This window comes from Rhizobium sp. R634, from assembly GCF_002211305.1.
Classification (GTDB): domain Bacteria; phylum Pseudomonadota; class Alphaproteobacteria; order Rhizobiales; family Rhizobiaceae; genus Rhizobium.
Genome location: NZ_LOKW01000012.1, coordinates 389,208 through 403,889, shown reverse-complemented (window position 1 = coordinate 403,889; position 14,682 = coordinate 389,208). Strand labels below are relative to the sequence as shown.

The window sequence follows — 14,682 nt, the reverse complement described above, 5'->3', positions numbered from 1 at the left end:
GACGGGGTCCTTCAGCGGTAAGACAGGGAGAGCGCATGCTGACGAAATCGACGCATGACCTGAAGGATGTGGCCGAAGGGCTGCTGCGTCCGCTGAGCCAGACGGAGCTGAAGCTGGCGCTGGCCGACCTCCAGGAGGCCGGTAAAAGCGAGCCGTCGGTGGCCGCGATGCTGAAGACGGAGGGGCCGCTGCGTGATTTCATCGCGGCCGTGCTGACCCTGTCGCCCTATCTGCGCGAAATCGTCAATCTCGATCCTGCCGTGCTGGCGGGCGCCGTCAGCGAACCGCTGGAGCCGCAGATCGAGGCATTGGTGGCCGAGGCGCGCGGCTGCTGGCAGCCGGACGGGGAGGGAACTGCATCCACCGAATCCGCGGTGATGAGCAGGTTGCGCATCATCAAGCGCAAGGTGGCCTTCCTTGTGGCGCTTGCCGATCTCTCGCGCATCTTCGACGGGCGGGTGACGACAGCCTGGCTGAGCAGGCTCGCCGAGGCTTCGGTCGCTGCCGCCATCGACCATCTGCTGCTCTCCGCGCATGAGGGCGGAAAGCTCAGGCTGCGGAATCCGGCGAAGCCGAGCGAGGGCTCGGGGCTGATCGTGCTCGGCATGGGCAAACTCGGCGCATCCGAACTCAACTATTCCTCCGATATCGACCTCGTCGTCTTCTTCGACGAACAGGCCGGCATCGTTCCCGACCCGGATGATGCGATCGAGATCTTTCCCCGGATGATGCGGCGGCTGGTGCGCATCCTGCAGGAGCGGACGGCGGATGGTTACGTCTTCCGCACGGATCTCCGGCTACGCCCCGATCCCGGTTCGACACCGCTCGCGATTCCCGTCGACGCGGCGATGATCTACTATGAGGGCAGGGGGCAGAATTGGGAGCGGGCAGCCTTCATCAAGGCGCGCGCCGTGGCTGGCGATCTCACGGCAGGCGGCGATTTCCTGCGCGGGCTCGCCCCCTTCGTCTTCCGCAAATATCTCGACTATGCGGCGATCGCCGACATCCATTCGATCAAGCGGCAGATCCATGCGCACAAGGGTCACGGCGCAATCGCGGTGAAGGGCCATAACGTCAAGCTCGGCCGCGGCGGTATCCGCGAGATTGAATTCTTCGTCCAGACCCAGCAGCTGATCGCCGGCGGCCGTATGCCGGCGCTGCGCAGCAGGGGAACGGAAGAAACGCTTGGCGAACTCACCAAAGCGAAATGGATCGACGCGGAAACCCGTGACGAATTGACGGAGGCCTACTGGTTCCTGCGCGATGTCGAGCACCGCATCCAGATGGTCCGCGACGAGCAGACCCACTTGCTGCCGGAAACCGATGCCGATCTGAAGCGCATCGCCTTCATGGCGGGATTCACCGATACGCCGAGCTTCGCCGAGCGGCTGGTCGGCGTATTGAAGACGGTGGAGCGACGTTATGCCCAGCTCTTCGAACAGGAGAGCAAGCTTTCCGCTGAAACCGGAAATCTCGTCTTCACCGGCCAGGGCGACGATCCGGATACGCTGGTGACCCTGAAGAAGCTCGGCTTCGACAGACCCTCCGACATTTCCCGCATCATCCGCACCTGGCACTACGGCCGCTACCGCGCGACGCAATCGGTGGAAGCGCGCGAGAGGCTGACCGAGCTGGCTCCGGAGCTCCTGCGCGTCTTCGGTGAAAGCAAACGCGCCGACGAGGCGCTGCTGCGCTTCGACAGTTTCATCTCCGGCCTTCCCTCCGGCATCCAGCTCTTCTCGCTGCTCGGCAGCAACCAGGCGCTCCTGTCGTTGATCGTCAACATCATGTCCTCAGCGCCGAAGCTGGCCGAGGTGATCGCCGCCAAGCCGCATGTCTTCGATGGCATGCTTGACCCTGGTCTGATGGCCGAACTGCCGACACGCGATTATCTCGGCGAGCGGCTGAAAGGTTCGCTCGTCCAGGCGCGCCACTATGAGGAAGTGCTCGACCGGCTGCGCATCTTCGCCGCCGAACAGCGCTTCCTGATCGGCATCCGCCTGTTGACCGGCGCGATCAACGGCGCGATGGCCGCGCGCGCCTTCACCCATCTGGCAGACCTCATCATCGCGGCGGCGCTCGATGCCGTGGTCAGCGAAATGCGGACCGCGCATGGCGCTTATCCCGGCGGGCGCATTGCCATTGCGGGCATGGGCAAGCTCGGCAGCTTCGAGCTGACGGCGGGTTCCGATATCGATCTGATCCTGCTCTATGATTATGACGGCACCGCCTCCGAATCCGATGGGGTAAAGCCGCTCGATGCGACGCGCTACTTCACCCGCATCACCCAGAGGCTGATCGCCGCCCTGTCGGCGCCGACCGCCGAAGGTGTGCTCTACGAAGTCGACATGCGGCTGCGCCCCTCTGGCAACAAGGGTCCGGTCGCCACCCGCATCAATGCTTTCGGCAAATATCAGCGCGAGGAGGCATGGACCTGGGAGCATATGGCGCTCAGCCGCGCCCGGCTGATCTCAGGCGACGGCAGCCTGATCGCCGAGGCGGAACATATCGTCCGGGAGGTGCTGACTTCAGATCGCGATATCGCCAAGGTGGCGCGTGACGTGGCCGAGATGCGCGATCTGATCGAAAAGGAAAAGCCGCCTTCCGGCCCCTGGGACCTGAAGCTGATGCCCGGAGGCGTCATCGATCTCGAATTCATCGCGCAATATCTGGCGCTGATTGCGCCGACGAGGGGCGTCGGAATCGCCGTAAATGGAATGAGCACCGGCGAGGCCCTGAAGGCGCTCGGTGACAGGCTGATGCCGGCGGCCGATCTCGACATCTGCCTAGAGGCCTTCGCGCTCTACACCAGCCTTTCGCAACTGATCCGCCTCTGCATCGACGGCCTGTTCGACCCGAATGACGCGCCGGCCGGCCTCATCGAGCTCGTCTGCCGCGCCGGTGACTGCCCCGACATCAGGACGCTGGAAGGGGAGGTGAAGCGGCTTTCGAAGGCGGTCAGGAAGATATTCCTGACGACGGTGAAAGCCTAGACGTCATCCGGAATACGCAGCGAGATCACCGTGCCCACCGCTTCGCGGGAGCGGATCTTCATGCGTCCGCCATGCAGCGAGGTCAGCGAGCGGGAGATGGCAAGCCCGAGGCCGGAGCCGCCCTTGCTCTTGGCATACTGGCTCTGTACCTGCTCGAAGGGCTGGCCGATCTTGGAGAGCGCCGAGCGCGGGATGCCGATGCCGGTGTCGGCAATGGTGACGAGGACGGCGCCGTCAATGCGGCGTGTGCGCACCGCGATGCGGCCGCCATTGTCGGTGAACTTCACCGCATTGGAAAGCAGGTTGAGAAGCACCTGTTTCATCGCTCGGCGGTCGGCCGTCAGCGTCAGGCCGGAGGAGATGCGCTGGTCGATGACGATGTTCTTTTCGGCGGCCGGAATGGCGGTGAAGCGCAGGCTTTCCTCGATCAGCGGCACGAGATCGATCCGCTCGCGGTGCAGCTTGAGGTGACCGGCTTCGATCTTCGACATGTCGAGAATGTCGTTGATGACGTTGAGCAGATGTTTGCCGCTGTCGTGGATATCGCGGGCATATTCGTCGTATTTCGCCGAGCCGAGCGGCCCGAACATCTGGTTCTGCAGGATTTCGGAGAAGCCGAGGATGGCGTTGAGCGGCGTGCGCAGCTCGTGCGACATGTTGGCGAGGAATTCCGATTTCGCCTTGTTGGCCGCCTCGGCGCGGTCCTTCTCCGCCTGGTAATTGGCGTTCGCCGTCGAAAGCTCGGATTTCTGGATCTCCAGCGTCTGGCGCGAGGCGGAAAGATCGCCGATCGTCGCCATCAGCCGGCGTTCGGATTCGCGCAGCCGCTCCTGATGGCGTTTCATCAGCGTGATGTCGGTGCCGACCGAAACCCTGCCGCCGTCGCGGGTGCGTCGTTCGTTGATCTGCAGCCAGCGCTCGTCGGCAAGCTGCACTTCCGTCGTGCGCGAATAGCCGGAGCCATCGGCATCGGCGATCCGCCGCTCGATCACAGGGCGGGCGGCGGCGGCATTGACGATCGAGCGCTCGGTGCCGGGCACCAGCACACTGTCCGGCAGGCCGTAAGCTTGCTGGAAGTGCGTATTGCACATGACCAGCCGATCATTCTTGTCCCAGAGCACGAAGGCCTCGGAGGTGCATTCGATGGCGTCGGCGAGCCGCTGGTCGGCTTCCGCATAACGCTGGGCGAGCCGATGCTGCTCGGTCACGTCCATGGCGATGCCGATCAGGTGCATGCGGCCGGAATTGCTGCGGATCACCTGGGCGCGGGCGCGCATCCACACATAGTGGCCGCCGGCATGGCGCATGCGGAAGATCTGATCGACCTGGCCGGAGTGGCCATTGGCGATGGCACGCGCGATCTCGTAGAGCCCGCCATCATCGGGGTGCATCAGCCGCGCGGCCTCGCCGAAGCCCATCGTCTTGTCGGAGCCCGGCAGGCCGAGCATGTCGTACATCGAGCGAGACCAGAAGAATTCGCGGTTCTCAAAATCGAAATCCCAAAGGCCGCAGCGGCCGCGCGACAACGCCGTCTCGACGCGCAGGTTCGATTCCAGGAAGATGTCGTCGGCGTCGCGTGCGCGCTTCACCTGCGTGTAATAGGCATAGAGGATGACGAGCAGGATCGAGGAAATGCCGGCAAACAGCGTCACATTGAGCGCCAGCTCCTCGCGCCAGAGCCGGCCGACCTCCTCGAGCGAGGTGGCGGCGACGATATAGCCGCCGGCATTGCCCACCAGCGTGATCTCGGCATAGTGCGGCACGCCGCCGATCGTCGTTTCGATGACGCCGGCCCGATCGCCGAAACGGCGGATCGCCGAAACCTCAGGAAAGAAATCGCCGACGTTGTTGCCGACATGCGGGAGCCCGGCGGTCGTCGCCGCAAAAACCTTGCCGCTTGCCTGCACGAGCAGCACGAAAGCGCCGTTGTCCAGCCGGTCCTGAGGCAGGTACTTGGCGAGGCGGGCCTGCGCCTTGCCGATATCGCCGCTGTCGAATATCTCTGCCGCATCGTCAAACACGGCGGCGGCGGTCGCTGCCGAAAGTGCCGTGGCATGGCGAGCCGAGGATTCCAGACGCGTGTATTCGCTCATCATGCCGAAGAAATGCGAAGCGGCGACGACGGAGAGGAAGGCGACGATCAGAGCCGGAATGGCGCGCTTCAAGGCAAGCTCGGCCTTCGGCAGGTGACGAAGAAGCGGCTCCGATTTTGCCTGACCGGAAAGGCTGTCGCGCCAGGCTTTCAGCCCGCCAAAATCGACACGCAGCCGTCCTCCGGCCACGGTTGCCCGCCGCACGTCCATCATCTCTTCGCCTTGTCCCTCGTGTGATTCGCGCGCCGCTCGCTCGAACCTGACCTAGAGAATCATGGGTGATTCGCCTTGTCCAGAGGCAAAGGTAAAAATCCGTTAACTATTTATATTCTCGTGTTTTTCGGGTGATTCGAATCACTGGCCGACCAGCCGCCGCACTTCAGCGTCGCGGCTGGTCGAATGAAACTACCCTTTAAGCGTGCGTTCGACGATATCGCGCACGTCGGTTGAAAGAGCAGTAGATCGCTCGATCTCGGTGAGTGCGGCGCGCGCATGATCGGCGCGCACCGGTTCCAGCGCGCGCCAGGAACGCATGGAGGTGAGAATGCGTGCGGCAAGCTGCGGGTTGCGCCCGTCGATATCGAGAATCTGGCCGGCGAGGAAACGGTAACCTTCGCCGTCGGCGCGGCCGAAACCGGTCGGATTGGCAAAGGCGAAGGTGCCGACTAGCGAACGCATGCGGTTGGGATTGGTCCGCTTGAAGAGCGGATTGTCCATGAGGGCGCGGACCCGCTCCAGGGTTTTCGCACCCGGAATCCCGGCCTGGATCGCAAACCACTTGTCGATGACGAGCGCATTCTCCGCAAAACGCTGACGGAAGGCGGCCAGCGCTTCGTTCGTCTCCGCGCTGTCGGGGAAACGATGGGCGAGGATCGTCAGCGCATGGCTGAGATCAGTCATGTTGTCGGCCGCGTCGAAAGCGGCCTTGGCGCGGGCCGGCGTCTGTTCGGCATACGAAAGATAGGTCAGCGCGCTGTTGCGAAGCGCGCGCAGGCCGGCGCTCTTGGCGTCCGGGCTGAAACCGCCGGATGCCGTCGTCTCTGTATGGAGCGCGGCAAAAACGTCCTTTCCGGCATCGGCGATCTGCTTCAGGATCGCCTGACGGCCGGCATGGATGGCGTCGGGATCGTTGTTGCCGCCGAGTTCGCGGGCGATGTCGGATTCGCTCGGCAGCGCCAGTGCCTGAGCCCGGAAGGCAGGCTCGAGGCTCTCGTCGGCGGCGGCCGCGATCAATGTTTCGATGAAGGTCGCCTCGCAGACGACAGGCTTGCCCTCGCGAGCGTCGCGGGCCGCTTTCAGCAGGTTCGGCAGCGCCAGATCGGTCAGCGCCTGCCAGCGGGCAAAATGATCCGTCTCATGGCGGGCGAGATGAGCGAGATCGGCCGGGCTCTGGTCGAAGTGGAGGTTGATCGGCGCCGAAAAGCTGCGGTTGATCGAAACGACCGGCCGTGAGCCGATGCCGTGGAACACCACCGCCTGCTTGCGGCCGGTCAGATGCAGCACGTCGTCGGCATATTCGGCGCCCTCGACCGAGGTCGGCTCGATCTTGCCGCCGTTTTCGCCGAAGAACGCGAGGCTCAGCGGAATATGCATCGGCTCCTTGTTCGCCTGGCCGGGAGTGGCGGGCGTCATCTGCTCGAGCGACAGGGTGAAGCTGCCGGCTGTCGCATCATAGCTGCCCGATGCGGTGACGAGCGGGGTGCCGGCCTGGTGATACCAGAGCGAGAATTGTTTCAGGTCGCGACCGCTTGAATCCTCGAAGCATTTCACGAAATCCTCGATCGTCACGGCCTGGCCGTCGTGACGGTCGAAATAGAGGTCCATGCCCTTCTTGAAGCCATCCTTGCCGAGCAGCGTCGCGATCATGCGCGTGACTTCGCTGCCCTTCTCGTAGACGGTCGTCGTGTAGAAATTGTTGATTTCGCGATACTTCGTCGGCCGAACCGGGTGGGCGAGGGGACCGCTGTCCTCGGGAAACTGCTCCGATTTCAGATGGCGCACCTCGGCGATGCGCTTGACCGGACGCGAGCGCTGGTCGGACGAGAACTCGTGGTCGCGGTAAACTGTGAGACCTTCCTTGAGGCACAGCTGGAACCAGTCGCGGCAAGTGATGCGGTTGCCGGTCCAGTTGTGGAAATATTCATGCGCGATGATCGCCTCGATATTGGCATAGTCGGCGTCGGTTGCGGTCTCGGGATCGGCAAGGACGTATTTATCGTTGAAGATATTGAGGCCCTTGTTCTCCATCGCGCCCATGTTGAAGTCGGAGACGGCGACGATCATGAAGATGTCGAGATCGTATTCGCGCCCGAACCGCTCTTCGTCCCACTTCATCGAGCGTTTCAGCGCGTCCATGGCATAGGCCGCGCGCGGCTCCTTGCCGTGCTCGACATAGATCTTCAGCACCACCTCGCGGCCGGACATGGTCGTGAACGTGTCTTCGACGACGCCGAGATCGCCGGCGACGAGGGCGAAAAGATAGCTTGGCTTCGGATGCGGATCGAACCAGGCGGCGAAATGTTTGCCGGGGCCGTAGCCGGCGCCGCCGAGGAAGTTGCCGTTCGACAGGAGCAGTGGGTTGGCGTCCTTGTCGGCGATGATGTTGACGGTGAACGGCGCAAGCACATCGGGGCGATCAGGGAAATAGGTGATACGGCGGAAGCCTTCCGCCTCGCACTGGGTGCAGTAGATGCCGCCGGTGCGGTAGAGGCCCATCAGCTGCGTATTGGCCTCGGGGTTGATGATCGTGGTGATCGTCAGCTCGAAGGGGGCGCTCTCCGGCAGATCGCGCACGGTCAGGCTTTCCGGTGTCGCGTCGTAGCGTGAAGGATCCAGTTCCACCTGGTCGAACAGCAGCCCCGACAGCGTCAGTTCATCGCCGTCGAGAACGATCGGCGCCAAGGGGTCGGCGCCGGGGCGGCGGTGAAAGATGAGACGTGCCTCGACCTTCGTCTCCGTCGGGTCGAGTTCGAAAGTCAGGTCCACGCGTTCCAGCACGAAGTCGGTGGGACGGTAATCTGCCAGATGAATGACCTGGCCGGTATCTGTTCGCATGGTGTTTCCTGAAGACCGTTATTGGACACTGCGGAATACAGAGGCGGGCGCACTCTGCCATAAATTGCCGGGCATGATTACATTAAAGTCTGAACTAAAGTTAAAGCAAATTGCCCGCGAACACGAAGTTCGCGGGCAAAATATCTTATTTCGAACTGATGAAGGCAACGGCCCGAAAAAGGGCCGCTATTTCAGATTGAGGGCCGCCTTGATCTCCGTGTCGCTGTCCGTCCGTTGCACGACCACGCCGTACCAGCCGAGCCCGTCATAATCCTCGTAGCCGAGGGTGCGCGCGAAGGCGACGATGGAGCCGTTATTGTCATAGTAGCTGCCTTTTGCCTGGCCGGAGGGATTGGCGAGCGCAAAATGGGAAAAGAGCAGGGCGGGATTGGTGGTGGCGATGACCCTGCTCTTGCCGTCGAGCAGCATGACCGTCGTCTTTTCCGCCAGCTGCGGCGGCAGGTTCGCCTCCTTCTCGACGATCGCCTGGCCCTGGTTCTGCCAGTCGAAATAGACGCCAAGCGTGCCGATCAGCTTTCCGTTCAGTTTGCCGCCTTCGCGGATGCCTGTGGCATAGACGAGCGCATGCCTGTTGTTATGCAGCGGGCTCGCCTTGACCTCGTCGACGATATAGGCGTCGCCGGAGGCGCAGGCCGAAGCGGCGCGGAACCACGGATCGCCGGCAAGGCTCGTGCCGGCGATCTTGCGCTGGAAATCGGGATTTGCGGATGCGATGACCTTGCCCGAGAGGTCGGTCATCACGAGATCGAGATAGACGGTATAGAAGCGGTTGATGGCGCCGAGCCGCTCCGCCGCAAACGCGACTGTGTCTCGGCCGGGCTCCTGCAGCGCATGCCAGAGCGCCGGATCCGTCGCCCACCAGCGTACGTCGGCGGTGCGCTCGAAGAGATTGCGGACGATGAGCTGCACCAGCGTCTGAGCAAGATCGGTGAGGCGAACGCCCTCCATCTCCTCGACCAGCGAATCGGCCATGGCGCGACTGAGGCCGATGCGGCCGAGCACGTTGCTCTCGAACCTGCCGGTGATGTCGGTGGCGATCTGCGCCAGCCGCTGCACCTCATTGGCAACGACCGCGAATCCCTTTCCGGTCTCGCCGGCTCTTGCCGCTTCGATCAGCGCGTTGATCGCCAGCAGTTTGATCTGCTTGACGATATGGGTGTTGTCGGCGCTGAACCGCTCGAGATCGATGCTGATGCCGTCGGTGACGATGCGCATGGAGCGCGGCGTCGCGTTCTGCGACTGGGCAATGGTTTCTGCGCTGAGCGGCTTCATCAGATGATCCTGGACGGTCGGGCAATCGTTTGGCGGTGAAGAAAATTTCTAGATAAGCGTGGGAAAACGATGCTTGGCTATGGTTTTCAATTGGTTAACGAGGCGCGCCGAGTGCTGAACATTTTAGGGGGAAATAGCCCAAGGGAGAGAATTTCAGCGCCATAGGCGCGGCCGGGCTTGCGGCGGGAGGCGATTTTACGATTCTCCCTCACTGCCTGCGGTTTTTTCGCCCATTAGGATTTTCTTTCGTTACGATGGAAGGCGTTCCGCAGCGTTCCCGAGTCGAACGCGTCTCCCCATTCTGTTCAAGTCAGCATCAAGAGCCAGGATCATGCACTCGGTTCTCAAAAACCCGATGAGAGGCATTGCGCTGAAAGTCTCGTCGGTCGTGGTCTTCCTGGCCATGCAGACCTTCATCAAGCTGGCCGGCTCGGACATCCCGCCGGGGCAGGTCACCTTCTGCAGGTCCTTTTTCGCGCTTTTTCCCATCATGGCCTATCTTGCCTATATCGGGCAGCTGCGCGCCGCCTTTTATACCGCCAATCCCATCGGCCATCTGAAGCGGGGCACGATCGGCATCCTGTCGATGGCTTTCGGCTTTTACGGTCTCCTGCATCTGCCGCTGCCGGAAGCGATCGCGCTCGGTTACGCCTTGCCGCTCGTCGCCGTCATCTTCGCTGCGGTTTTCCTCGGCGAGACCGTGCGCGTCTATCGCTGGAGCGCCGTTCTGATCGGCATCGTCGGCGTCGCCATCGTCTCCTGGCCGAAACTCACGCTGTTTCGTGATGGCGGCATGGAGGCCGAACAGGCCATCGGCGCGCTCGCGGTACTGCTTTCGGCCGTTCTCGGCGGCATGGCGATGATCCAGGTGCGCCGCCTCGTCGAAGAGGAAAAGACGGCGACGATCGTGCTTTATTTCTCGCTCACCGCATCGGTTTTTTCGCTGGCCTCCCTGCCTTTCGGCTGGCTCGTCCTGCCATGGCCGTCGGCGCTCTATCTGATCGCCGCCGGCTTTTGCGGCGGCGTCGCGCAGATCCTGCTGACGGAAAGCTATCGCCATGCCGATGTCTCCACGGTTGCGCCGTTCGAATACACCTCGATCCTGCTCGGCAGTATCGTCGCCTATTTCGTCTTCGGCGACGTCCCGAGCGTCACCATGCTGATCGGAACAGCCATCATCGTCGCCGCCGGCATCTTCATCATCTACCGCGAGCACCAGCTGGGCATCGAGCAGCGAGAGGCCCGCAAGGCCTCGACGCCGCAGGCCTGATCGGTGTGTAAGCTTATGATATCGAAGGTATTTAACGTAGAGATTGTGGTTGTTTGAAATTTGCGCGTACAGAGCGAAAACGGTGGCGAATTCTTGTGATATCGCTCGGCGCAGAATATGATTGTTGAAGATGAGCGAATATCATTTATTCGAAGCTGCGCATGTCTGAATGGCCGCTGATGCCGGAGAAGCTTTCGGTTTCATTGCTCCGAACGCTGGCCTGCGAGCGGCGGTGGAGAGAAGCATAATGGCGTTCACGGCGGAGCAATTGGTAAGGAATCCTTCCTTTCTGATGAGCATCCGCTTTTTGGCTGGGCAGTTGCGCGGCATGTTCGATGCCGGTCCGCGGCTGGCGCGGTTGCTCGCTTCCCAGCAGCGCTGGCTTCTGACCCAGACCGCCTTTGCCCTCAATCTGGAATATGATCCGAGCGATCCGACGTCGGGCTTGACCGCCGTGCGCCTGACCGGGCGCATCACCACACACAAGGTGGCAAGCCGCAACACGGTGCTTGCCTTCATCGAAGAGCTCCATACCTACCGCTTCATCACCCACACGCCTGGCGACGAGCGGCGGCGGCCGCGTCATTTCGAACCGGCCGAAGTCAGTTGCCAGGCGATGTTTGCCTGGATCCACTCCAATCTCGCTGCGCTCGACCTGCTCGATGGCGGTGAAAGGGCCGCCGTTTTCCAGGCAAATCCATCCCTGATGAAGCTCATCCAGCCGCGTATCGCCCGCCATTGCCTGGAAGATGCCGCCTGGCGCGAACCGCCGGAGCAGGTGGCGCTGTTCCTCTGGACGGAGGCCGGCGGCCTCGTCGTCGACCACCTCATGGCCCGGATGGATATCGAAAACGCCGAGCCCGACAGGTTCCCGGTCGGCCGCGTCGAAACCCGCGCGCTCGCCGCCGATTTCATGATGTCGCGCACCCATCTGCAGCGCTTGTTGGCAAAGGCCGCGCAGCGCGGCTGCCTCGGCTGGCAAGACGAAACACGCAAGACGCATCTTTGGGTATCGCGGGATTTCGTCGAGCAATATCGCAGCTGGCAGGCGGTCAAATTCGCCTATGTCGACGAAGCTTTCGAGTGGGCTACCGCATCGATCGGAAAACCGGAATCGATATCAGGAAAGCACGATGCGAGGACTTAGAGGAAGCCCGGATCGATGGGATGGCTTCTGATCAGAGAACGATGGCCGCGACGCTGCCGGCATCGGCCGGCTCGACCGAAAGCTCGCGCTCGTATTCCCGCGCCGCACAGACCGCGACGCGAATATGTTCGAAGGTCTCGATGTTGCGCAGGAGCGATATCAGAATCGTCATCTTGTTACTCTTACAGGTAAAAGGCAGGCAGAAGCGCCTGCCGCTCAATATTGCTGGAAGTCGGAGAAAATGGCGGTCGGGCGCGCCGTGCGGCTGTTGATGCCGGTGCCGCGGGCAATCATCTGTTCGTTCGTGGCAAAGCCGAGACGGCTGTAGCCCTGAGTGGAGCGAACTGGATCGCTGGCTAGGCGAAGGGTTTCAAACCCGCAATGGATAGGACGAAATCTCTTGTTCATGGCCTTGGTTCCTGTGATTCCTCCCAAGACACAGGCCTATATTGCAACGCAACATAGATTCCGCAATGCATCATGGCGCGATGCAGCCATGCGAAAAACGCATGGATAGATTCACAAATTGTTCAATTTAGGCTAATTTCTAAGCAGAGAGAGGGACTTAAGCTTTGCCTGAAAAGCCAGCAGGTCGTTCCAAGCGAGCCGCTTGTTGACGGGTGCGGTTAACAGATCCTGAGGATGCAGGCTGGCGATCGCGGGAGTGACGCGGTCGGCGACCGCGATTTCCTTCCAGCGGCCGCGGAGCCCGTGAATAGTATCGTTTTCGCCGAAGAAGAAGCGCGCCGAAAAATTGCCGAGCAGCAGGATGACCTGGGGTTCGGCGAGCGCGATCTGCCGTTCGATGAAGGGGCGGCAAATGTCCATTTCGGCAGCCGAGGCTGCGCGGTTGCCCGGCGGACGCCAGGGGATAACCTGCGTCAGGAGAACGCTCGAGCGGTTCAGCCCGATCGCCGCCAGCATCTTGTCGAACAGCTGGCCGGATTTTCCGGAGAAGGGCGCGCCTTCGCGATCGTCTTCGGCGCTCGGTGCCGAGCCGATAACCATGATGCCGCTTTCGGCGTCGCCGTCGGCAAAGATGGTCGAGCGGGCGCTATGTTTGAGATTGCAGCCGTTGAAGCCTTCGAGTGCGGTCTTGAGTTCGCTGAGCGAGCGCGCGCTTTCGGCCACGAAGCGCGCCTGCTGCACCGCCTCGCCATCCGGTATTGCAGGTTGCGGGCCGGAGGCCGGTGCCGGACGTGCCGCTGCGCTCGGACGCGGCGTTGCCTGGCGCTCCCGGGGAGAGGGGCGTTCTCCAGCGACCGGGTGCTGTTGCTGCGCCTGCGCCGCCGGGCGGCGGGCGGCCTTCATCGCCTCGAATTCGGCGAAGCGGTCGATCGCCTCTTCCTCCAGCAGCCACTCCACGCCTGCATCCGCATGGAAATGCAGAAGCGCTGCAAGCTCGGCGGGGGAAAGGTCGTTGGCGGAGATCATGCGGCAAGTCTAGCGGAGAGAAATCGGCATTGAAAGGGCGGGCGACAGATTGCCCGCTCCTGCCTGTTCTATTGCACAGTCCATTGCGCGATGTCGTCGCGTTCGCCGATCAGCGCCAGGCCATGGGCGATCGACAGCAGCTCGCCGCCGCTTTCGATCCGGTCGCGTTCGAAGCGCTCGGTGAAGATGCGGCGCACGGCCGGCACGAAGGACGTGCCGCCGGTCAGGAACACCTTGTCGATCTCCGACGCCTTCGTCTCGGTCTTGTCGAGCACCTCGTCGAGCGCGCCTTCGATACGGGCAAGATCCTCGGCGATCCAGCCCTCGAAGTCGCTGCGCCGGATGCTGCGATGTCCGCCACGCCCGAGCGGCGCGAAATCGAAAGGCGCTTCTTCATAGGCCGAGAGCGCCATCTTCGTCGCCGAGACCGCCTGATAGAGCGGATAGCCCTCGTCGTGGTCGATCAGGTCGATGAAGATTTCGAGCTTTTCCGGCTCCAGGCTGGTGCGCACCAGCTTCTTCAGATCCTCGAATTCGCGTGTGGTCTTGAAGATCGACAGCTGGTTCCAGCGGCCGAAGCTGGAATAATAGTTGGACGGGACTTCAAGGATCTTGTCGAAGCTTTTGAAATGGCTGCCCTTGCCGATCTGCGGCGCGACGATGTTGTCGATCATCCTGTAGTCGAAATGATCGCCGGCGACGCCGACGCCGGAATGGCCGATCGGTGTTGCCGTCAGCCTGCCGGCGATGGTCTCGAAGCGGATCAGCGAATAGTCGGTCGTGCCGCCGCCGAAATCGGCGACCAGCACGGTCGCATCCTGCTTCAGGTTCTGCGCGAAGTAGAAGGCGGCGGCGACCGGCTCGTAGACATAGTGGATTTCGGGAAAGCCGAAACGCGCCAGCGCCTCGTTGTAGCGTTCGGTCGCAAGCACGGGATCGGGATTGGCGCCGGCGAAATGCACCGGCCGGCCGGTGACGATGCGGCTGACGTCGGAGGGCCAGCTGTCGCCGGCATAGTTGCGCAGGCGCCGCACGAAGACCTCCATCAGGTCCTCGAAGTTATGCCGTTTGGCGAAGATCAGCGTTCCCTGGAACAGCGCGCTCGCCGCAAAGGTCTTGATCGACTGCAAAAACCGGCATTCGCCGGGATTGTCGATGAACTGGCGGATCGCCGCATGGCCTGCCTCCACCTTCAGCGCCGACGCGCCGAGCTGGGCATCCTTCATGAAGGAAAGCGCCGTGCGCATGCTGTCGGCCGTTCCCGCCGTGCTGGTGAACGCCATCGAGCGCGTTGCTCCGCCATCCGCCATGGCGAGAACCGTATTGGTCGTGCCGAAGTCCAAACCCAGCGCCTGAGCCATGCCCGCACCTCTTTCATGCCGATTGTTATTGGAGACG

At 62.3% G+C, this 14,682-nt stretch carries 10 protein-coding genes; 3 read left to right on the top strand and 7 right to left on the bottom strand.

The genetic code is table 11. The features are described 5' to 3' along the window. Positions 1-35 precede the first annotated feature (35 nt). On the top strand, positions 36-2,993 hold the full coding sequence (locus ATY77_RS16075; protein ID WP_088688086.1) for a bifunctional [glutamine synthetase] adenylyltransferase/[glutamine synthetase]-adenylyl-L-tyrosine phosphorylase: 2,958 nt from the start codon (positions 36-38) through the stop codon (positions 2,991-2,993). Here the strand turns inward: ATY77_RS16075 and ATY77_RS16070 are convergent. The 3 genes from ATY77_RS16070 to ATY77_RS33385 form a co-directional block, all read right to left on the bottom strand. Further along, positions 2,990-5,299, bottom strand: a complete 2,310-nt coding sequence (locus ATY77_RS16070) for an ATP-binding protein (protein ID WP_088674510.1) — start codon at positions 5,297-5,299, stop codon at positions 2,990-2,992. The two genes, ATY77_RS16075 and ATY77_RS16070, sit on opposite strands and share 4 nt — an antisense overlap. Before the next feature lie 192 nt (positions 5,300-5,491). After that, a complete protein-coding gene (pepN, locus tag ATY77_RS16065; RefSeq protein ID WP_088688085.1) occupies positions 5,492-8,140 on the bottom strand; it encodes an aminopeptidase N in 2,649 nt (882 codons plus the stop codon). Positions 8,141-8,326: 186 nt separating this feature from the next. Beyond that, a complete protein-coding gene (locus tag ATY77_RS33385; protein WP_088688084.1) occupies positions 8,327-9,433 on the bottom strand; it encodes a methyl-accepting chemotaxis protein in 1,107 nt (368 codons plus the stop codon). Positions 9,434-9,764: 331 nt separating this feature from the next. On the opposite strand from ATY77_RS33385, the gene ATY77_RS16055 reads away from it, so the two are divergent. After that, positions 9,765-10,703, top strand: coding sequence for a DMT family transporter (locus ATY77_RS16055; RefSeq protein WP_088688083.1), 939 nt, complete (start codon positions 9,765-9,767; stop codon positions 10,701-10,703). Between the two features lie 247 nt (positions 10,704-10,950). Next, positions 10,951-11,850, top strand: coding sequence for a hypothetical protein (locus ATY77_RS16050; RefSeq protein WP_088688082.1), 900 nt, complete (start codon positions 10,951-10,953; stop codon positions 11,848-11,850). A 31-nt stretch (positions 11,851-11,881) separates the two neighbouring features. Here ATY77_RS16050 and ATY77_RS32880 read toward each other — a convergent pair whose 3' ends face one another. From ATY77_RS32880 to ATY77_RS16035, 4 genes are all read right to left on the bottom strand, one after another. Next, complete coding sequence (locus ATY77_RS32880) at positions 11,882-12,022, bottom strand: hypothetical protein (protein ID WP_190237641.1); 141 nt, start codon at positions 12,020-12,022, stop codon at positions 11,882-11,884. A 44-nt stretch (positions 12,023-12,066) separates the two neighbouring features. Further along, the gene (locus tag ATY77_RS16045) at positions 12,067-12,258 is read right to left on the bottom strand and encodes a hypothetical protein (protein WP_088674515.1); all 192 of its coding nucleotides are present in this window, start codon (positions 12,256-12,258) and stop codon (positions 12,067-12,069) included. A 132-nt stretch (positions 12,259-12,390) separates the two neighbouring features. Then, complete coding sequence (locus ATY77_RS16040; protein WP_088688081.1) at positions 12,391-13,284, bottom strand: uracil-DNA glycosylase; 894 nt, start codon at positions 13,282-13,284, stop codon at positions 12,391-12,393. Positions 13,285-13,352: 68 nt separating this feature from the next. Then, positions 13,353-14,645, bottom strand: coding sequence for an Hsp70 family protein (locus ATY77_RS16035; RefSeq protein ID WP_088688080.1), 1,293 nt, complete (start codon positions 14,643-14,645; stop codon positions 13,353-13,355). Positions 14,646-14,682 lie beyond the last annotated feature (37 nt).